Consider the following 20,949-nt stretch of genomic DNA (forward strand, 5'->3'; position numbering starts at 1 on the left):
CTAAAAAGTTGCAGTTAATGAAAAAGACATGGTCCTAGAGAAGGGGTAGCTCGTACCTCTCTCGATAGTAATAGAAGAAAACTGTGCCAGATCATTCATATTGAAGGCGGCTCTGAGCCTTTGTAATCGGGATTTCTTTAACCAATCGTGTCTATAGAAATCATAATATAGATTAACAGCAGAAATAGTCAGTTCTCGCCGATCCTGAACAAACCTAGATGTAGCGCGTGTCATCTCTTGGGCAGTATTCCCCTTGCCCGACTCATCTACAAAGTAATAAGTACCCAATCTCTTAAATTGAGCATTCTGCCCTGGTGCTAACCAGCGGCCAGTCAATACTCTTTTATCGACATTGTAGGCCATATCCACATTCTCTACCCGATTGACAAGCGTCTGATTGTAGAGTTGGCCGCCACCTAGGTAACGGCACATCACACTGAGGCCAATCCCTTTGTACTCTCCACTAAACCCAAATGTACCTTGGTACTTGGGCCGTGCTACTCCTTGCACGACCATATCACTAGCATTCCAAAGGTAGGTCTGATACCCCTCTTGGGTGACATATATCTCATCTCCGGTAGAAGGGTCGATCCCTAAAGATGGAACGGCCCAAATGGCATCCATAGACATTCCATCCTGATATTTTTGGATGGGCTTACCTCTTCCCAAATCACTGGCGATGGCATCCATCTTTTCATTGTACGTTTTCATCGAATTGGACAACTCAATAATCTTAGAAGTATTGGTCTCAATGCCTCCTTGGATACTGAAGTAATCACGCCCCTGCTGCCAAAGGGTATAATTTATGTACCCTTCCAGTCCTGTATTTTTTATTTTACCGAGATTATCCTTCACACTATTGAACCCAGTAGAAATTGGGACGCTAACATCGGCCAACAAATTCTGGGTATAACGCTGATAATAATCAAATCGAATCCCTAGCCTCTTGAATCTAATATCGGCACCAGCATTATAGTCAAATGATGATTCCCATTGTAAACCTGGATTGGCCAGATTAATCAATTGAGATCCCGGTAGACCCTGATAGAAAGCATCGAGCGCATATTTATAGGTGGCAATAGAAGCATTTCGATTGAAATTCTGGTTTCCTGTAGCTCCGAGAGATCCTCTAAGCTTAAATTGCTCAACCCAATCCAATTCCTTTAGAAAGGATTCATTATGAAGATTCCAACCTATACCGGCACTCCAAAAAGAAGCCCATCTCTTGTCTGCTCCAAACTGAGAAGAGGCATTGGCTCGGTAGGTAAAGTCCGTCATGAAGCGATTGTCCCACATATAGGAGGCAGCAGCCAAAAATCCCATATCACGAGTGATACCATCAATACCAGCAGGACGGCTATCTAGGGCATAGGATCTGGCAAAAATAATATCTTGTAAACGATCGCTCGGAAACCCTTCTGCAAAATGGGTGAGTTCATGATATGACCGCTGACTGATGTTGTAACCTATATTACCAAAAATATAGTGCCTATTGATCTCCTTACTATAATTGACGTTCAAATCACCCGAAACATAACTGCTTTTCCCATTGTTGACCTGATAAGAACCTTTACGATAAATATCTTCACGGTAATAATTTTCAAAACGAGTATGGTTGGCTGGGTAGAACTCATCCGCATCGCTGGATTTAAGATCTATACCAAAACGACCCGTAGCTCGCAAACCCGGCTTCATAGTCCATTCTACATATAGATTATTCGTAAGATTGAGGTACGAATTTTCTAACTTTGATTGAAGAGTCGAGTTAAAAAGAGGATTGGTTACCTTAACATCATCGGGTAAGATTTCGGCATAATAGGGTATGGTACCATCCACATTAGTGGCTCGCCAATAAGGATTCATACGGACGTATTCATCAAACGTGCCATATGGAGAATCTTTACTTCTATTCTGAGTGACCGAAGTGAGGTTACGGAACAAAAAGTTGTCGAGCCGATAAGAAGCGCTTATACTCCCCCCCATATTGCGACGAGAAGATCCAATCATAGCCCCCTGGACATTATTATAAAGAACATCAGTCAACACTTTGAGATCCTTATTGCCCAATTCTATACTTAAAGCATGCTTCTGCCCGATACCATTTTGCAAGGGCTTGGCCAACCAATAGGTGTCCAATCCTTCAGCAATCAGTTTCTTTCGGCTGTTATATAATTGTTGAATTTTCAAATAATCACCTGCAGGATCGACGCCGTTTGCGGGCAAGTACATACCGTCGATTCGCTCCGCTTCCAGCTTCTCAGCGGCATTGGTCAAGTTGTAACTGCTTAAATCGGGCATCTCAATATTAAGACTACCGTTATAGGTGATCATGGGCTTATCACTGGTCATTCGGAAAGTTTCGATAACAATAACACCGTTGGCAGCTTTGGAACCGTATAACGCTTTGGAAGCTGCATCTTTAAGGATGGTGACACTCTCGATACGATTTATATCTAAATCGAAAATACGCTCGACACTCGCCTCAAATCCATCTAGGATAAACAAAGGCTGTGTAGGGTCTTTCAAATAATTCCCTTTGAGACCTTGAGTCAAATCAGCCTCCTGGATGGGCAAACTTCCATTTCCTCGAATCTGTAGATTGGGTAAGGAATTGGGATTGGACCCCATTTCGAGATTGTCTAAAAACATCCCTGGGGATATATTTTTCAATGCTTGGAACACATTGACACTACCGGCTTTCTTTAGATCCGCATTCTTGAGCGTCATCGATGCACCCGTAAAACTTTCGGCCTTACGTGTATATACACCTGTGATCACGACATCCTCGATTTCCATCACGGCTTGCTTGAGCGTAACCATAATCTCCCGTCGTCCACGGAGGGGCTCAGAAAGTTTCTCATAGCCCAACATCGAAAAACGTAATGTATCGGACAAGGAATTGACCATAATCTTAAACTTTCCTTGATTGTCACTGCGGCTGCCAACAGACAGCGATCGATCCCCACGAGCCTCAATATTTACATTGGAAAGTCGGAGTCCATCTTGATCAGTGACCACACCTTGGACCACCAATTGCTGCGGGGTCATGGCGATTGTTAAATTGTTGGGTTTATTGACGTATACAACACCGTTCTTGATATTGTAATCTAATCCAGATTTTTCGAAAACTTCATTTAAAGCAGTATGCAGATCTACTTTATAAAAGTTGACGGAAATAAGATCTACTTTGCTCAAATCGGCTTTGTCATAAAAGAAATCGACTTGGGTTTGATTTCGAATCTCCATCAGCAACTCTTCTACTCTGATGTTTTTCTTGGATATCGTGACCTGCTGCGAAAAGGCAGATAATGCACTCGCCTGCATAACACATGCGAAGAGGATTAATATGGTTATTTTCATAAGAAATATAAGATCGTACCAGCTTTTTGGGCCACAAAAATGCCTATACGAAATTTGGTTAATTTTCATACTTTTGATTTAGGGTAATTATAGTCTGTTGATTAAGATTTGTGCCCTGATTATTGGCCAAAAGTATTCGCTGTACTTTTGGCTTCTTTTTTATCAAGACATTTGTTGGGTAAAGGTTATTTAATCACGGTCACCTCCTTTCCTTGAATTTTGAACCTCACACCTCCTTTATTCTCCAAAACTTTAAGTACTTCAGAGAGATTTTTCTTTTTTGAAATAATTCCTCCATATTGTTTTCGATCTAATGGCGTATCGGGATAGATGACCTTCACATCGTACCACCTTGCCACTATATCCATAATTTCTTGTAAACTCTCACCATCAAAGAAAAAGTCACCATCCTTCCATGCTTTGTACTTCAGTGGATTGACCTGCAATACATCAATCTGATTAGAATCATTGGATATTGCCATATCACCAGCTTTGAGAATGTGATGTACCGCCTGTTTTCCGGCAGTGCTTACTTTTACAGACCCACTAACGAGCACGGTACTCGTACTACGCTCTTCGCGATAGGATCGCACATTAAAATGTGTACCCAACACTTCAACCAGCTGATGTCCGACATGTACTTTAAAAGGTTTCGACCGATCATGTTGGACCTCGAAATAAGCTTCCCCTTCTACATAAACTTCTCTAGTACGACCAAAATAAAGGGGGAAACGGATGCTCGAAGCCGCATTCAACCAAACCTTAGACCCATCTGGCAAGACAACGGAATACTCGCCCGCACGAGGTGTCACAATTGTATTAAATCTATCGCTCGATGCTAGATTTGGTGATGGATGAATTAAATCATACTCCAGCTGCCCATTATTTGTTCCCTTGATCTGATAATCCATTTCTACAATAGTGCCTTCGCTCAGACTATCACCTAATTCCACTCGACGACCATCATCCAAAATTAGCACCGCGGCGTCCTTACCAGGTGCTATATCGACAACTTGATTGCTCACGATAGCGGGACCAACCGATGATGGTTGACGAGACATATATATCCAAATTGAAAATGACGCAACAAGAAACAATGAAGCTGCAATCGCGCGCCACGGTATAGATTTCTTGACAGGAGGAAAGAGATCACGATTCAGCTTATCATAAATCTGTCGGTCGATTTCTTCTAATCTTTCGTCCGATAAAGAAGCGCTATGATCTGTATGATAAGCGTGAAACCATCTTTCAATCAAAAGAGTTTCTTGATGTGTACAGGTTCCTTCTTTATACTTGGAAAGCAGTTCCTTTGCTCGTGTTTGTTCTTTTCTATCCATATAAGGTTTAGGCGGTAGAAAACCGCTTTATATACAAGACACCTTACTGAAGCAGTGAGGGTACATCTATTTTATTTTTATTTTGTCTTATATATTTTGAAGGAGAAAGGCAAAAATGACAACCCCTAATTTACCTCTTAGAAGTTTTAGAGCACGTTTCATTTGAGTGGATACCGTATGTTCAGAGATTTTGAGCAGTTCTGCCACCTCTTTATTCGTTAATCCGTCTTTATATCGTAACTCAAATACTGACCTCATGCGATTAGGGAGATGGGAAATCTCCTTGTTGATGACTTCTTGAAACTCATTCTTAAGTGTCATTTCGTCTGCGCTTTCGGCATAATAATTCACATTGCTAGCTAAGGAGTCTATATAACTATCCGAGACTTTTTGACTTCTAAAAATGTTGAGCGACCTATTTAGGGCTTGTCGGAATAAATATCCAGACGTAGAGGTATGAATATGGAGACTTTCTCTATCGATCCATATTCGGGTGAATATTTCCTGGACCACATCTTGAGCTTCCTCCTGATTATCAAGTTTCTTGTAAATATATAAAAACAGCACCTTACTATAACGATTATACAATTCCTCAAAAGCTGATTTATTGCCTAGTTGAATCTGTTGAATCAATATTTCGTCGATATCGGGAGAGTGGTCTTCCATTTAAGTTAGGATGCTAAAACAAAGATAATAAAGATTTTGGAAAGGTCCGGTAGTGCACAAATAAATCGTCTTGTAAAACAGCTCAAACTTAGAAGGATTAACACGTTAAAAAGATAATAGTGTCAGGTTGGTCGAAAAAGCATATGCTATATCATCATTGCAATAGACCCGTAGACAATTTAAACTGAATGCGGGATGAACTGTCAAAATTACCTCGAATAATGGTTTAAAGTATTTATATTAGGTCGTTAACAAATAAGACATGGTGATATGGTAACACTCTTGGATTATTGTTTCACTAGCACCAGATTTTGGACATCGGTACACCGTGTCCAACGGTCAAGAACCTAAATAGGGGATCTATATGGATTGAAAGATAGTAGATAAATACAGATATCATGTTCAGGAAAACAAAATACTTCAAAATAATACTAACCATACTATGCCTAGCAGGAGTTGCTTACATAGCGCTGTTTGCCTATAATTCAATGGTAATTATATCCCTGTCCAAGGAATATACGGTATCGCAGAAGGTGTATGGCGAAGAAATCAAAGACACGTTGATAAAAGCACGAGGGGGAGAACAACTATATGGAATAACAAGTCAATTCTTGTATAAATATGGGGAGAAAGTAACCAAGTTAAAATCAAATGGACAAGCGAGCTATTTAATTGAACTGCCGATAAAGAATATGGAATTGGTCTCGTGGGAGCAAAAGACCCAGCCTCCCTACTTTACAGGTCGATTCTTGGAGCCGCTAAACATGCGGAATGCAACTGCCTATTTCCCGATACGAGAATCCAAATTCATCCCGTCTAAGGAACTAATTATTGGCTATACAGGTGTATTAAACAAACATTCCGGCAAATACCTACTCGACTCCACTGACTATATCTCCATCAGCACAGAGGAAGAGAATATATTTGACCTGAGTTTTTCAAATAAAACCACACTAGAACTTACGATAACAAGAAGTAAAGACGGAATCGCAATCCTCATGACACCCTATACGGTACCCCACCCCTCGCTAAATTCTTGAAACCATCTCCCAGAAAAAGCATGGGGTATCCTACGGTAGTACATTGAGATACAGATGATAGTATGATGATGAGCAAAACTACATTTATTAACTTATGGTTGTAAGAGCTTATTAACTTGGCCTCTGACATCAATCAACATCGTATCTGAAGCAAATTTGATTACTTTGATATTTAAATCTCCTTCGGCCAAACTTGGCAGTGTGTCTACTTTAAATTCATCTTTTTGAGGATCATAGTATAATGCCGGTAGAGAATATGTTGTAGCCCCATCTTCCACTTGAAAAAGAGTTGCTTGGCCGCTACGGGTGACCACGACCTTCAACTTGGCATCCATACCTTGTATAGAATGCCATTCGCCCACAACTTGCCTGCTCTGAACCTTCTGTACACAGGAAAGGGAATTAAAAACAACAACTAGAAAAAGAATCAAGCTGGCTTTATTAAATATATTAGTTGTAACAACCATTTGGAAATAATTTAATGTATCACATAGGCAAAAACTCCATAAGAAGTTATTAATTAACACCTTACCTAGAGTAAGATACGTTTTTTTCCGCTATTTCAGTTGGTAGAAAGAAAAGTTAATGGTTGGTCAAGCTATATTCGTGAGCACACAAGCTCGCTAAACCATTAGTGATCGTTTAAAATAATGAGGATATTTATGTTATTTAAGGAGGGCCTCTAGCAACTTATACGATGTGGAGATATATGTTGCTTATCTCAATCATAGCCGTACCTAACGGATTGTCCTTGGTATTGAGTTGTTAGAACATGACATCGCTAATATTGAGGGTGTACACCCTCAACCGTAAACTTCTAGTCACCCAGGGCCTCATAATCGATACCTAGGCTCGTGCGGAATACCTGCGGCAAGGTGAATCCGTTGTCGACAAGGTCGATCCTATGGCTTACCGCTGTTGGGATTATTTGCTTATGTATAGATATCCTTGTGAATCATTGACTAATTTAGAATACTTAAAATCGAGTCCTGTCATATCTATGATTATGGTCATCACACCTGAACGACGGAAGGTCTGCGGAGCATAGGCAGATAGATTACCGACTTCCACATTTAAGGGACCTGTACTCAGATTAGATGGAAAGCATCACCTAAACAAAAATGAGGATATCAAACAAATCTATACATTCTTTGCATTGCTTAATCTAGTGCCTTAATTGAATGGATGTGCACAGCCCCCAACCGAAAATCGACAACAAGTGAATCAAAGATTGGAGCTATTGAACCACATTTGCTTGCAGCTATCCGTAGTTTGCACTCTTAAAAACACGTCCTACTATTTACGCTTGTCTATTTCTTGAAGAATTTTTTGAGCCTGCTTGGCAATGTAAGGATTATTGTGCTTGGCTAATGCGACGATATTCAATTTTATCTCTGGATAAATCGTAGCATACTTTTGAAGGCAGGTCAAAGCAGCATCCAACAATGCCCCATTGAAGCCGCTAAGCTGCTCGCTAAGCGCCAGTAAAATGGATTTGTCTAGACTTTGGCTCTTAGATAATTTTTGAATCAAACTAGGCTTTAATGCAAATGGGACCTTATCAAATCTAGACCAAAGGGCTTGCTGAAAATCAACATCAACACACCATTGATCCGGGATGGAGGCAATCGCTTTCGAAGCGAGACCAAATGAATCCTTGCTGATGAACGAAAGGATTCTTTGCTTCAAGGCATCTGGAGCATCCACCACCAAGTACACTCTATCCAAACCCCACATCCAATCCCAAGGGACCGGACTCTGCATGATATCCGCCAACAACACTGCATCTAGTGTGGAAGCGGTGGCTTCTTCGACATCACGCTGCATCTGCCCATAAACCAAATGCCACATCGAATAGGTGGTAAATACCGCACCCTTGACCACATGCTGAAGGACATCTATAGATGTGGGGCGGGTAACACCATCTACCAACGAAATAGGTGCCTGTTTGGGAATCAATTGTTCGTAACGATAAGTACCCAAAGCGGAAAGGCTATCAGCGAGTATAGCATGTAACTGCTCATACTCTTGCGACACAAAAGGCTTGTGCTCGGCTTTACTTAGAAACTCCTGGGGAGGCAGTTCAAAGCCTAAATAACGTCCTGTTACATTCCAATACAGATTAACTTTCAAAACACGGCAACTGCCATCAAAACAGATTTCTTTGACAATCTTGCGATAATAGGAAACTGGTTTATCCACCTTCGAAACCAATTGAAATAACGTATCCTTACTTAAAACCCCACTCCCGGTATCTACGGGAATGGGGACAATATGTGAGTAATCTTGCAATATCGTTGCCGTGTTGAAATATTTGATCGTACCTTGATAAATGTTTTGGGCATGCAGGGTCCAACCATTGCCAAATACCAAAAGTCCTAATAAGATAAGATTTAAAATACACTTGCCCATTACACTAATATCATGCTTTGTTATTGGGAACAATCGCTCCATACTGAGTCAACAGTTCTTGGAGCTCAACAATATTGATCTTAGCAGGGGTGGTATCTTTACTGTGGGCCAATACGGCTGCTGCCGCTGCTGCCTGCCCCATTCCCATACAGGAAGCCTGTACTCGTAGAGCAGAATTGGCTAAGCGATCACTCCCAAGACATCGACCAGCGACGATAAGATTACGACTTCCTTTGGGAATCAGCGCACGCAGAGGTACGGTAGCCACCCGCCCCTCTTCGAGATGCTTAGGTACTACACCATGTGCATCGTGTAGATCGATAGGGTAATAAGAGTAAGAAACAGAATCATCAAAATGCCGACCGGTGACATAATCTTCATGGGTAATATTATAGATACTATCTATCCTATAACTCTCACGTGTAGCAGTTTCATTCTGCATGTCAAGGATTTTCAATTGTTCTAGTCCAGGTAACTTGCGGAGGAATTTAAACGTGCGCAGCAGGGAAGCACGCCCCTTCAAATTACACAATGTATGCGATGTGGAGGTCGTAGCATCAGCACCAGCGATATGCTGAACATTATCACCTGCATTACGAAGCAGGGACTCTACATTCAAAAACTCACCTTTAATCAAATCACCCCGAGCGATGGCCTGATTAAATTCTTGTGCAATGGCCTTCATATCCAATTGATCGGGCTGATACCCTCCAATGTTGAACATAAGGGTACCGGGTTGAATCTCAGCTTCTCGCAAAAGGTTGAACCCAGCTAATGACACCACAAGAGCATTTCCTGTACAGTCAATCAACTGATTGCAATAGATGTCTGTTTGGGTGCCTTTACCGACGGTAGTTACCTTCCAGCCATTCTTGTGCTCCACCACGGATACAGGGGTCTCGTAGAAGCGAATATCAACCCCGGCCTCTACACATTTGTCTTCTATTACCAAAGCGTAGAGTGGTCCATTCAATCGGACTTGATGCTTCCAATGCCACCTCCCATGAGGGACGGTAAAATCTGGCAAGCGATCGTTATTCAAGGCAACAGCTTCCTGGACCAATTCCCAGCCTATACCACCTATCACTTGCTTGCCCCAGGCAAAGAAAATGCCAGGAAATGCCACTCCTCCTGTGGTAGTCGTCCCCCCCAGCATACTTCCATTCTCTACCAAAACGGTCTTTTTACCAGCCCGACCAGCTTGAATGGCGGCGACTACGCCTGATGTCCCACCACCTACCACCAATATATCGGTATGAATGGTTTTCTTGTCAATAGCACGAGGTTTGTGCAAAACCTCGCCTTTTAATAAACTTGTCGATGTTAGGCCCAAGGATAAAGCTCCTAGAGCGGCTAACGCCGATCGTCTTTTCATTTTTTCCATTTTTATATCTTTATGATGAGATTAGTATCCAGGATTTTGATTTGAAACCGGATCAATTGCATCGTTGTAATTCGTTTCGGAAAGCGGAATAGGCCATAGTAAGTGTTTTTGGACGACGGTCTTCCCTTTTCCATACTCGATATATTTATTCACTTCATCTATACGCTTCAATTCCAGCCATCGCTTGCCTTCATACATAAACTCGTATCCACGCTCTTGGACGACGAGATCGATAAAACCGTCTAAAGTATAATCTGCCACTTGATAATCAACCTCAGATACGGAATTTGGTGCGAAACCATAGGCCCGACGGTGGACTTTGTTTAGTGCTTCCATACTCGCGGAACTGACTGAGCTGCTGGCACGAGCAGCTGCTTCGGCATAGATTAACAAGGCATCAGATAGTCTGTATATGGGTAGGTCGTTGCCTGCCGTATTGCGATCCAGCGCACTTGGATCTATATATTTTGAACTTACTAAGGTATTGGGCCCCAAACCAAAGTTGACTTTGTCCCAAAGTTGCTTTCGGATATCATTATCGCTCCAGCTTAGGTAATTGGGATTGGTAGCATCTCCGTGAACGGCATAAGCACCTGTACCATCAGCAGTAAATAATTTGGTGCTGGGATGATTGGAAATCCACAGGATATAATTACCTTGACCAGGTAGGCGGGCATATTTGAAGGCAAAGATTTCTTCGCTGCTCGAGATGATATCTGGACCGAAAATCTTATACTGGAAGTCCTTCTTTTCATTGACACCGACCAAACTAAATCCGCTCTCTGAGACCTCTTTAGCATGTTGGGCTGCATCGGCATAACGTCCCAATTGAAGATATACATCTGCCAATAATACTTGAGCGGCCCATTTGCTGGGTCTACCGCTCACCAAGGGGGTAACAGGAAGAGACTCGATAGCGGAGAGTAAATCCGCTTCAATCAATTGATAGACTACTTCGGATGAGCTGCGGGCTAAATCCTTTTCGGCCATTGTGGCCTCTGTACGCAAGGGGACGTCACCCCAATTTCGCACCAATTGAAAATAACTATATGCGCGCAAAAACTTAGCCTCACCGACAAATGGGACAAACACCTGCTCAGCGGGGGAATTAAGAATGACTAAATTAGCATTGCGAACAGCTAAATAGAAATTGTTCCAAAACCCTTCAACGCGTGTAATATTAGCATCATCCAATCCCTGAAAATTACTTAGCGGAGACCAACTCCCTCTGCCATACATCCAATCTGATTGACACTCTAAGGTGGCAATATAGTTGCTAATCAAATCATTCCGGAGCGGATTATAGATTGCATTTACAGCGGCTTCCACCTCTGGTACAGTGTTATAAAAATTTTCGACTGCAATTTGTTTGGGTGCCTCTTCCAGAGATTTTTCACATCCACTAAAAAGTAAACTGACGCCCAATAGACAGGATAGGCCTCGCTTTATATTTTTATTCATTTTCTTCATGTTATCAAGTATAAAAATCCTTAGAACGCGGCGCGAATACCGAAAGTGATAGATTTTGCCGCGGGGTAGGTATTATGGTCCAATCTAAAATTTGTCTCGGGATCCCACCATGAATATTTCGTGGCCGTAAATAGGTTCTGTCCACTGACATAAACTTGCAACTGCTGTATCTTTTGTAAGTTCATGGCCGTCAAGGGCAAGTTGTAAGCCAGTGAAATATTTTTCAACCTAAGGTACGACCCATCTTCTATAAACCTAGAAGACATTTTTACAGGAGTAGAACGACTAATACGTGGATAGTCTGCATTTGTACGATCGGGCAACCAATGGGTTTGGTAAACGTTTTTAGGCATATTCAACCCAAATCCGTAGTCCATGGTATTGGTAATGGAGCTCGCATTCAATATATCATTGCCGTAGGTACCTTGTATGAAAAAAGAAAACTCAAAGTTCTTGTAGCTCATCTGTGAATTGAATCCATAAGTAAAATCGGGATTAGCATCGCCTATATACGTTTTGTCTGCCGAGCTGATCTTGCCATCACCATTGATATCCCGAAAGATGATATCTCCCTTACTGTCATAACCATCTTCTACATATCCCCAAAACTGACCTACTGGTCGTCCTTCGCGTAATATACTGGTCGCATCGCTGACGATTATCATACCAATATTATCACGCAGCACGTCTTCCTGATTATAGAGACTAATCACCTTGTTTTTATTAAAGGAAATATTGGCTTGTACATCCCAAGTAAAGGCCCGGGTAAAGGGCTTGAATTCGATTCCAAACTCCACTCCCTTATTTTGCACTTTTCCTACATTTTGAATGGTGGAGGTATAGCCCATAGAAGAGGGCAAGCGAACATCACTCAATAGATCACGTGTATTTTTGACATAAAAATCGGCTGTAAGAAGAATACGATTGTTCATAATCCCAATATCTGCCCCTACATCCAATTGTTCGGTAGTCTCCCAAGAGAGGTCATTGGGCAGCCGTGTAGAAGGCCCTACGGTATTATAATACTCGTTACCAAAGATCGTTTTACCGGATGACAACAGATTCAAAGTAGTATAAGGATCTATCGCTTGGCTACCGGTAAGCCCCCAGCTGGTCCTTAATTTTAAATCGGAAACGATTGGCATACCTTTCATAAAATCTTCATTGGAAACTCGCCATGCTAATGCTCCTGACGGAAAATTACCCCACTTGCTCCCTGATGAATAACGAGATGAGCCATCTCTACGAAAGCTTACTGTGGCCAGATAGCGATCATCATAACTGTAGTTGACACGGCCTAAAAACGAAATCAGTGTGGACTTGACATATCCGGATCCCGGTACTCCCGGAGTGCCCGCCGCTCCCAGATTGTAGGTCTCAAACAGGTCTGACAGGAAGTCGGTACCACTGGCATTCAGTGATGTATTGACAAAATTTTGATACGTGATACCCCCAACCGCTGAAAGGCTATGTTTTTCTTGGAATACCTTTCTGTAATTTAGGGTGTTTTCATTCAATAAACTGGATTGCTGAGAGGTAGAAACACTTGCATTACCAGGACTGTCAAAAAACTTAGTCGAGGTATAATTATCGGAACGGTCATCTCGATTCTCTAGACCTCCAGCTATTTTAAGCAGGATATCAGGAGTAATTTGATAAGAGAGTGAGGCATTTATCAAGGCTAAATTAGCCTTGGTCTCCGCCTTACTTTCGTTAATCCAATTAATAGGATTGCGTAGGTCGGTCGCCAAAAAGGGGTAGGCCGTATGCAATATCCTATAAGATCCATCATCATTGAATGGAGTAAGTATAGGGGGCGCAGAAATTGCAGCTGCTATCATAGAATTGCCTCGATTGCCACCACCACTATCTCTTCGCTTAGTCGTTAGTCTTGACAATACACTGTTCAATTCAACCGTAAATTTTTTGCTGATCTGATGCTTTAGGTTACTCTGTAAGGAATAACGGTCGTAATCACTGCCTTTAACTATTCCATCTTGACCGAAGAAACTTCCTCCAATGGAAAACTGGGTCTTTTCATTTCCACCTGAAACACTCAACGAACTGGTATACATAGGAGCACGTTGGAATACGAAGTCCTGCCAATCAAAACCTTCTCCGAAATTCTGGATGTCTTCCTCGGTAAAATAGGGAGCTAACTTATCATTGACGGCCTGTTCATTATAAAAACGCGCATATTCTTGTGCATCCATTAAATCCAACTTGCGTATCAATTGTTGTGTACTGTAGCTGCTCTCAAAAGAGACATTCGTACGTCCTTCTTTCCCTTTCTTGGTCGTAATGATAACCACACCATTGGCTCCTCTCGAACCGTAAATGGCGGTCGCAGAAGCATCCTTAAGGATTTCAATGCTCTCAATATCGGCAGGGCTGATAATTGTTGGATTATTGCCCGCTATTGGAAATCCGTCGATAACATATAGGGGTTCATTACTTCCTTTGATGGAGTTACCGCCACGTACCCGCACGGACATTGAAGGTCCAGGAGCACCTGAACTTTGACGAATATGTACACCCGGTGCTCGGCCGGCTAAAGCCTGTAGCGCATTGGCATTGGGAAAGGCATTGAGCTCCTTGGATTTGACCTGTGAAACGGAGCCGGTTAAGTCTGATTTTTTGACGGTACCATAACCGACAACGACTACCTCATCCAATTCGTCGGGCTGGACTTCCAAGACTATGTCAACCACCGACCGGCTTCCAACACGAACGGCTTGACCTTTATAGCCAAGGATAGAGGCTAAAATAATAGCTTCAGTATCATGGATTTTGATGGAGTAATTCCCTTGCTCATCAGTAGAGGTACGGATGTTGGTCCCTTTTATTGAAATCGTAGCCCCAGCGAGAGGCTGGCCCTCGATATTCTGGACACTGCCAATAATTACTTTTTCTTGATTGGCATACCCATTCATATCGTCGGTATCAGCTGTCAATCTACCTTCTTTCCTAACAAGGACAATATTGCGCTCCAATTTCTTGTAATCCAAATCATGCTTGGTCAGCAAGTCTCTCAGGACGTCTTCAAAAGCAGCATCCTTTACCGAAACACTTATGAGGGCTTTAGATGGAAGTAGTGATTTATCATAAAAGATATGGTAGCCACTTTGCTTTTGTAAGTCTTGCAAAACAGAGGAGAGGGTCACATTATTTTTTTGAAGCGTTATTTTCTGGCCGTATGAAAATGCACTAACTTGTAGTGTAACTACGAGTAGTAAAATCAAGGATAGTTTCATCAATAACAATCTAGGTTTTAGACACCTACAAATAGAAGCAGGTATCGCGTAATTTTTATACATTTGCGATAAGATTGGTTGTTATACTTTTGTTCAAACAGGGGCGACGTCAATCTTCAGGCCTAAAAGGCTTAAGCGATCAGGTGTGTCCTACCACACCTGATTTTTTTGCGTCTTTATATTCTCAAATAAATTTATTTCATAACTAAAATCCTCCTTCCAGTACGATTAAATTTCATCTCTCCCGTCAATTCTATCGTTTTCAATACCTTCTCTATATCGTCACTTCTTGACATGGTACCCGAAAACCGCTCGCCACTAAAGTCACCCTTAAAATGTACTTCAACGTCATACCAACGACCAACGCTTTCCATAACATCATAAATGGAAGCATCTTCAAACGAAAACGACCCGTTTTTCCAAGCTATAGCAAAGAAGGGATCCACCTCTGTTATAGTGGAGGAATGGGCTTGGGGTTCATAATTGGATTGTTGATTGGGTTTGATAATCCGGCTTTGACCATTTCCATAGGATAGCTTCACAGAACCTTCGACCAAGGTTGTCTGAATAGATTTACCATAACTATTAATGTTAAATATGGTGCCGAGTACCTCGAGAACCTGCGGACCTGTCTTGACGATGAAGGGAATATTGTGGCCATTTATAAACTGCTTGGTCACATCAAAATAGGCTTCTCCATCTAATTCGACTTGGCGACTGCTACCTTCAAATCTAACAGGATAGCGTAATCGCGAAGACGAGTTGACGAATACTTGGGTACCGTCCGAAAGGTTAAGCTTATACTCCCCTCCTCTTGGTGTGACAATGGTATTATAAATAACTGTTTTCGAATCGACATCGTTATCAAGGATATAGCTGATTGAACCGTCTGCTCTTTTCTGGAGACTATACCCGGCTAAATGAATAACAGTATCGGGCTTTAACTGTTCCAAATCAATCTCGGCCCCATCCGTCAATACAATCCGAGCTCTATTCCCTCCTGGTAAAATTGCTTCCCCCGCCTCCTTTGATACGAACGTTTGATCTGTAGTTCGCGGCCGTTGGAAATAATCTATACCCCACTTTAGAAATATGATTAAACTTGCCGCTGAGACAATACCAATGGAAATGATTCGTAGACGATGCCGCGATACCAATCTATTCTTTTGGACGATAGCTGACTGTACCCTACCATCCGATATTATTTTATCAAATATATCACCCTTATTAGGGACATCTTGAGATAAATCACTAGGGAATTCGGAAAAATTATCCCAGATATCCAACAAATCTTCTTCAGATTTTTGTTTTAATTCATTCCGTAGTTGAATTAAATTTTCATCAGATATAGCATCTATCAAATACTGATGAATCAAAATAATGAGCTGCTCCTGTTTCAATGTTTATAATGGTTGGTTATATGTATAAACGAACTCCCGAGCAAAAAGGGCTAGTTGAAATCTGAGTTTTTTAAATTTTCATCAAAAAGAAGATTAGGTAAATACCTCTCATGATAACTTTGACAGTCTTGGATGCTGTAATTAGATGATTCTTTACGGTATTCTTGGAAATACCGATTTTGTCTGCTATCTCTTGATAAGATAAGCCTTCAAGTTTGTTCATGGCGTATACTTCTTTTTGCTTTTCTGGCAAGCTGGCTATAGCCCTATCTAAAAAATAACTGAGCTCCCTACTGGCTAGGGATTCCTCGGTATCATAATCCTCCTCTTTCCATATATTCTGTAAGTGAACTTCGAATTTTGATTCAATTATCTTCTTTCTAAAGCTAGAAATAACCAATCGCTTGGTAATAGTAAATAAATAGGGATAAACTGCTGCCGCATCCTCAATTTTCTCTCGATTGAGATACAACAGAATAAAAACCTCTTGAACCAACTCTTCGGTGTCTTCATGCTGCTTGAGAAACCGAAGCGAATAACGATAGATGAGCTTGTAGTAAATATTAAATATCTTCCGAAATTCGATTTGATCCCCAGATTTAAACCTTACAAAATCTTCTTGCAATATTTTGGGAAATCCTTGATTCATCTCTTGGCTATATAACTATTGAAGACAATTAAAGTTAGTATTTTCAGATTAACAAATGTATCAGGCTGCTAACAAAAAACGTACTGCTACAAACTAAAACGTATCAGTATACCCCTCTTATTGCATAAAAAATATACAGACGGGTGAACAGCCCTATAAATTTTATATTCGATTTATTTACTGATTGAACACACTCATAAGTTATGGTTACCAAAAATAAATGTATTAATGTTGAGTACAACAACTGTCCTGTACTTTCATGCCCTAAAAAATACGACTAAGTTAAAGCCACCCCACGAGTCACAAAGTAACTGTGGAGCAAACACAACACGACGAAAAAGAAGTAACGCCACAAAGTATTGTCAAATGTGATAAAAACATATAAATTTAAGGATACAAAATCAGTAAAAACATGGATGAGGATAACAAAATAAAATCAACACTATGAGTGTATTCACTTATCATTTGGTAAAGACCGATATCATTACGGCTCTGAAGATGATATTAGCCCCTCCCTCCCCCAAAAACACTCCTGGTTTGATCCACGCTGAATGCATGACAGCAATGACGTTAGGTTCACCGGTTTTTTCGACTTCTCGCATTTTGGTACGGCAGGTTGCTCTATTTGCAAAATGGGAAAACGAACGTGCGATCGACATTTTTTTGGAAAACACCAAGACTGGCAAAATACTTGCAACAGGCTGGCATACAAGACTGACCCTTGTTCGGCAATGGGGCAAATTTACAGAATTTGGAGTCCCGCACGAAAATATAGAACTTCATACATTGAATGTACAAGCAGTGGTAGTGGTAACTATAGCCCGAATGAAACTATTGGAAATACCTCGATTCATACACTGGGGTAGACCAGTTGAAAAATTAGTAAGAGACCATCCTGGCACTACCCTATCACTGGCTTCAATTAGACTTCCTCGTACGGTATCTACATTTTCTATTTGGAAATCTCAGGAGGAAATGGCAGGTATGGTATATGGTCATAGCGATGTACCCCATCCTAAAAGACATATAAATGCAATGTATGAACGAGACAGAAAAGATTTTCATATTGAGTTTACAACAATGAGATTCAAAGCTACCTCCGAGTTTGGAACGTGGAATGGTAAATCCAATATTATCCCTAATCTCAACAAACTGCAATAAATGGGACTAGCTTATCCAATGCAAAAATTTCAAGATTGGTTTACCCAACAATGGGTCATTTTGTGGGGTAAAAAAATTGACCCGGAGGATACGAACTGGCTCATGGGACCATTGGGAAATCTAAATGGAATAGGCGAAAATTTTATAAATGAATTGGCCGAAAAAGAAATGCTTATCATCAAACGAGGAACCAAATCACAAGGACTGATTGAGTCCATTGATGCGTTCCAACTCCCAGAAAGCAAGCTAGCGAGACTCTCAAAAAATGTAGTTGATTTCTACACAAATACTTCGGATTACGACCTGGATTTTAGTATAAAATGGAACCCCTTTTTCAGGGTATTCGGAATAATGGTAACCAAATTATTCAGCAACAGAATAAAGCAGTTGAATATTCCCACTAAAAATATAAAGCAGACAGAATCGTTGACTAATGAAATTCTTACGCTCATCGAGCCTAATACCAATCGGATAAAATATACAGCTTGGTATCGCACGATTAAGAAAAATGGCAAAGTGGTATACTCGGGAATTTACGGAACATGTATCTTGCCCTCGGGAGAAACCTGTTTGAAAGCGATATTTCCACTTCCAAAGGGTAACGCAACAGTAATCATGTCTATAGATATCAATCTGAAGGGGGAACTAATACTCAATTCATCTGGAAAGAAATTTGGTGATGCAGGTTTTTATTTTTTATTAAACGATTCAAAGGGAAATTACTGGACGCAATACATCCGTTCTTTTCAAGACCGATTAATCATAAGTCAGCAAGACAATCATCTTCTAGCCGAACAAAGACTTACCCTTTGGAAACTAATGGTCCTCCGTCTTCGTTATGAAATCAAGAAAAAACAATAGCGACATAGGATGGGGTTTATCTTCCCTCCAACTTACAATGCAGGTAGCTTGTAATTGCTATTGCTTTGAATACCGTTTTAAAGTATTTTTACAGAAACAATTTCTATTACTCAGCAACTGCCATCTATAATCATGAAGTTAGAACAATCCTTTCTAAGTGATAAATAGTGGGGAAAATTTACGGATTTGTATCGAAATTCATTAAACTCAGCAACAGTAGCTGAATTGAAAAAAATCCACCGATAATTCCTTAGCTTAAATAATGGCTGGCATACTGAAAGAGACCGCTTTACAGTGGATTGAAAATAAGGTCCCCGCTTTGGATAAACTATGTGTCATCGATTGTATTGGTAACATCGGATTTGAAAAAAGACTAAAAGCAATGTAAATGCGTATGGATTTATGAAGTTTCCGATAATCCCTGTAGCAAGACAACGATTTTTCAATTAACAACAAGCAAAAATTATAGTAACATGACCCAACCAGCAATTCCTAAGTCTATAGCCATTCAAGTCTCAAAAGTGTGCGGCATCATTGAACGCTACTTAAAGACGTCATTAAAAGCGATACATCTATTCGGCTCTTCGGTAGATAGTGGCCTGAAGCCACAGAGTGACATTGACCTGCTGATAACGATAGGCGAGAAACTAGAAGATTCAACTCGCAATAGATTGATGTTGGAGCTACTGGATTATTCGGCGCCACCAAGGCTAAATAAAGCTTTACGAGCTTTGGAAGTAACTGTAATATGTCATTCGGAGATATCTCCCTGGAGATATCCTGCTATACGTGAAATGCAATTTGGAGAGTGGCTGAGAGAAGATATTCTGAACGGAGTAATTGAATCGGCGACCGTGGATATCGACTTAACCCTGCTATTAAAAAAAGTACGGGAACATAGCATTACCATACTAGGTTGTCCCGCTGAAGCGCTATTTGACAAAATACCAGATAAAGATTTTATTAAAACATTGGGAGATACGTTGAAGATTTGGAACTCCCCTATAGATTGGGTTGGGGACGAACAAAATGTAATCCTGACTCTGGCCCGAATTTGGTATAGCGCTGCTACAGGAAGGATTACATCAAAAGAAGCTGCTGCCAATTGGCTCATACCGCTCTTACCGGAATGTCGTCGTTCAGTACTATTTGAAGCTCAACAGGCTTATTTACATGGCAGGCCCCATACATTGGCAACATACCCTACAGAAGTTGCCTCATTTATCCAATTTGCACAATCAAATATCCCTTTGTGAATGCTCTTTGAATATACAAAATCCTCAACGGAGCAAAAAATAAGCGAAAAACAATGAATAATATTTTAGATTCTTACGCTTAAAAATTTGCTTGAGACTGGAAATTGCCTTTGATTTTGCAAAGTACACAGTACTTGCGGTAGTACCTAGTAACTCACAAATCTCGTTGGTATCGAAGCCTTCAAGATAGGACATACGAAATACTTTGGCCTGCAGCTCCGGGAGCTTTTCAACCTCTGCGGAGATAATATCGATTAACTCAGCATAGATAATCTGAGATTCTAAATCAGGATCGGCATTAGCAAGGAAGTCGCCATCATTGTTTTCGAAGCGGATTTTGTTTTTGGGACAAACTAAATAATCGTAACAGGCATTGCGTGTGGATAGATATAAAAAAGCTCGGATATTTTCGACAGTCTTTATTTTGTCCCGGCCCAACCAAAGTTTATAAAAGGAATCGGAGACAATCTCTTCACACACCGCCCTGTCATGCACCAATGAATAAGCAAAATAATGAAGAGAGCCTCCAAACTGAGACATATAATGTCTAAGGCCAGACTCTCTTCCATCCTTGAAATTACTTAAATGGATTAAATTAGTACTCATAATGGGGCTGATCTATCGGTCGTCGGTATACTTTTAAAGATAACATTTATTTAGGTGAAAAAGTAGCAATCATCTTACTATTATGTGAACATG

Annotated in this window: 15 protein-coding genes; 4 read left to right on the plus strand and 11 right to left on the minus strand. The window is 40.9% G+C overall.

Going from position 1 to position 20,949, the window contains the following annotated elements:
* From OQ289_RS16100 to OQ289_RS16110, 3 genes are all read right to left on the minus strand, one after another.
* Nucleotides 1–3,360, minus strand: a complete 3,360-nt coding sequence (locus OQ289_RS16100) for a SusC/RagA family TonB-linked outer membrane protein (RefSeq protein WP_270087871.1) — start codon at nucleotides 3,358–3,360, stop codon at nucleotides 1–3.
* Nucleotides 3,361–3,545: 185 nt separating this feature from the next.
* Nucleotides 3,546–4,697 (minus strand): FecR family protein, encoded by a 1,152-nt coding sequence (locus tag OQ289_RS16105; RefSeq protein ID WP_270087872.1) that lies wholly within the window; start codon nucleotides 4,695–4,697, stop codon nucleotides 3,546–3,548.
* Between the two features lie 87 nt (nucleotides 4,698–4,784).
* Nucleotides 4,785–5,363, minus strand: coding sequence for an RNA polymerase sigma factor (locus OQ289_RS16110; protein ID WP_270087873.1), 579 nt, complete (start codon nucleotides 5,361–5,363; stop codon nucleotides 4,785–4,787).
* Between the two features lie 398 nt (nucleotides 5,364–5,761).
* Between OQ289_RS16110 and OQ289_RS16115 the strand changes: the two genes are divergently transcribed.
* Complete coding sequence (locus tag OQ289_RS16115) at nucleotides 5,762–6,403, plus strand: hypothetical protein (RefSeq protein WP_270087874.1); 642 nt, start codon at nucleotides 5,762–5,764, stop codon at nucleotides 6,401–6,403.
* A 92-nt stretch (nucleotides 6,404–6,495) separates the two neighbouring features.
* On the opposite strand, the gene OQ289_RS16120 is transcribed toward OQ289_RS16115, so the two are convergent.
* The 7 genes from OQ289_RS16120 to OQ289_RS16150 all read right to left on the minus strand — a co-directional run bounded on the left by OQ289_RS16120 (nucleotide 6,496) and on the right by OQ289_RS16150 (nucleotide 16,972).
* Complete coding sequence (locus tag OQ289_RS16120; RefSeq protein WP_270087875.1) at nucleotides 6,496–6,870, minus strand: hypothetical protein; 375 nt, start codon at nucleotides 6,868–6,870, stop codon at nucleotides 6,496–6,498.
* A gap of 829 nt (nucleotides 6,871–7,699) precedes the next feature.
* Complete coding sequence (locus OQ289_RS16125) at nucleotides 7,700–8,815, minus strand: hypothetical protein (protein ID WP_270087876.1); 1,116 nt, start codon at nucleotides 8,813–8,815, stop codon at nucleotides 7,700–7,702.
* A gap of 10 nt (nucleotides 8,816–8,825) precedes the next feature.
* A complete protein-coding gene (locus tag OQ289_RS16130; protein ID WP_270087877.1) occupies nucleotides 8,826–10,190 on the minus strand; it encodes an FAD-dependent oxidoreductase in 1,365 nt (454 codons plus the stop codon).
* Nucleotides 10,191–10,220: 30 nt separating this feature from the next.
* Nucleotides 10,221–11,660 (minus strand): RagB/SusD family nutrient uptake outer membrane protein, encoded by a 1,440-nt coding sequence (locus OQ289_RS16135; RefSeq protein ID WP_270087878.1) that lies wholly within the window; start codon nucleotides 11,658–11,660, stop codon nucleotides 10,221–10,223.
* 29 nt (nucleotides 11,661–11,689) lie between these two features.
* The gene (locus tag OQ289_RS16140) at nucleotides 11,690–14,923 is read right to left on the minus strand and encodes a TonB-dependent receptor (RefSeq protein WP_270087879.1); all 3,234 of its coding nucleotides are present in this window, start codon (nucleotides 14,921–14,923) and stop codon (nucleotides 11,690–11,692) included.
* Nucleotides 14,924–15,117: 194 nt separating this feature from the next.
* Entirely contained in the window at nucleotides 15,118–16,323 is a 1,206-nt protein-coding gene (locus OQ289_RS16145; protein WP_270087880.1) for a FecR family protein, read from the minus strand.
* A gap of 70 nt (nucleotides 16,324–16,393) precedes the next feature.
* Nucleotides 16,394–16,972, minus strand: coding sequence for an RNA polymerase sigma factor (locus OQ289_RS16150; protein ID WP_270087881.1), 579 nt, complete (start codon nucleotides 16,970–16,972; stop codon nucleotides 16,394–16,396).
* 444 nt (nucleotides 16,973–17,416) lie between these two features.
* Here OQ289_RS16150 and OQ289_RS16155 point away from each other — a divergent pair, with 444 nt between their 5' ends.
* From OQ289_RS16155 to OQ289_RS16165, 3 genes are all read left to right on the plus strand, one after another.
* Entirely contained in the window at nucleotides 17,417–18,133 is a 717-nt protein-coding gene (locus OQ289_RS16155) for a hypothetical protein (protein ID WP_270087882.1), read from the plus strand.
* 18 nt (nucleotides 18,134–18,151) lie between these two features.
* Nucleotides 18,152–18,994 carry a hypothetical protein gene (locus tag OQ289_RS16160; RefSeq protein WP_270087883.1) on the plus strand — a complete coding sequence of 281 codons (843 nt, stop codon included), beginning with the start codon at nucleotides 18,152–18,154 and terminating at the stop codon, nucleotides 18,992–18,994.
* Nucleotides 18,995–19,467: 473 nt separating this feature from the next.
* A complete protein-coding gene (locus tag OQ289_RS16165; RefSeq protein WP_270087884.1) occupies nucleotides 19,468–20,250 on the plus strand; it encodes an aminoglycoside adenylyltransferase family protein in 783 nt (260 codons plus the stop codon).
* A gap of 24 nt (nucleotides 20,251–20,274) precedes the next feature.
* On the opposite strand, the gene OQ289_RS16170 is transcribed toward OQ289_RS16165, so the two are convergent.
* Entirely contained in the window at nucleotides 20,275–20,856 is a 582-nt protein-coding gene (locus OQ289_RS16170; protein WP_081981227.1) for an RNA polymerase sigma factor, read from the minus strand.
* Between the last annotated feature and the right edge of the window lie 93 nt (nucleotides 20,857–20,949).

Source organism: Sphingobacterium sp. SYP-B4668, from assembly GCF_027627455.1.
Classification (GTDB): Bacteria; Bacteroidota; Bacteroidia; order Sphingobacteriales; family Sphingobacteriaceae; genus Sphingobacterium.

Coding starts and splice junctions, on each gene's coding strand:
- OQ289_RS16100 (WP_270087871.1), bottom strand. CDS start 3,360: ATGAAAATAACCATATTAATCCTCTTCGCATGTGTTATGCAGGCGAGT.
- OQ289_RS16105 (WP_270087872.1), bottom strand. CDS start 4,697: ATGGATAGAAAAGAACAAACACGAGCAAAGGAACTGCTTTCCAAGTAT.
- OQ289_RS16110 (WP_270087873.1), bottom strand. CDS start 5,363: ATGGAAGACCACTCTCCCGATATCGACGAAATATTGATTCAACAGATT.
- OQ289_RS16115 (WP_270087874.1), top strand. CDS start 5,762: ATGTTCAGGAAAACAAAATACTTCAAAATAATACTAACCATACTATGC.
- OQ289_RS16120 (WP_270087875.1), bottom strand. CDS start 6,870: ATGGTTGTTACAACTAATATATTTAATAAAGCCAGCTTGATTCTTTTT.
- OQ289_RS16125 (WP_270087876.1), bottom strand. CDS start 8,815: ATGGGCAAGTGTATTTTAAATCTTATCTTATTAGGACTTTTGGTATTT.
- OQ289_RS16130 (WP_270087877.1), bottom strand. CDS start 10,190: ATGAAAAGACGATCGGCGTTAGCCGCTCTAGGAGCTTTATCCTTGGGC.
- OQ289_RS16135 (WP_270087878.1), bottom strand. CDS start 11,660: ATGAATAAAAATATAAAGCGAGGCCTATCCTGTCTATTGGGCGTCAGT.
- OQ289_RS16140 (WP_270087879.1), bottom strand. CDS start 14,923: ATGAAACTATCCTTGATTTTACTACTCGTAGTTACACTACAAGTTAGT.
- OQ289_RS16150 (WP_270087881.1), bottom strand. CDS start 16,972: ATGAATCAAGGATTTCCCAAAATATTGCAAGAAGATTTTGTAAGGTTT.
- OQ289_RS16155 (WP_270087882.1), top strand. CDS start 17,417: ATGAGTGTATTCACTTATCATTTGGTAAAGACCGATATCATTACGGCT.
- OQ289_RS16160 (WP_270087883.1), top strand. CDS start 18,152: ATGCAAAAATTTCAAGATTGGTTTACCCAACAATGGGTCATTTTGTGG.
- OQ289_RS16165 (WP_270087884.1), top strand. CDS start 19,468: ATGACCCAACCAGCAATTCCTAAGTCTATAGCCATTCAAGTCTCAAAA.
- OQ289_RS16170 (WP_081981227.1), bottom strand. CDS start 20,856: ATGAGTACTAATTTAATCCATTTAAGTAATTTCAAGGATGGAAGAGAG.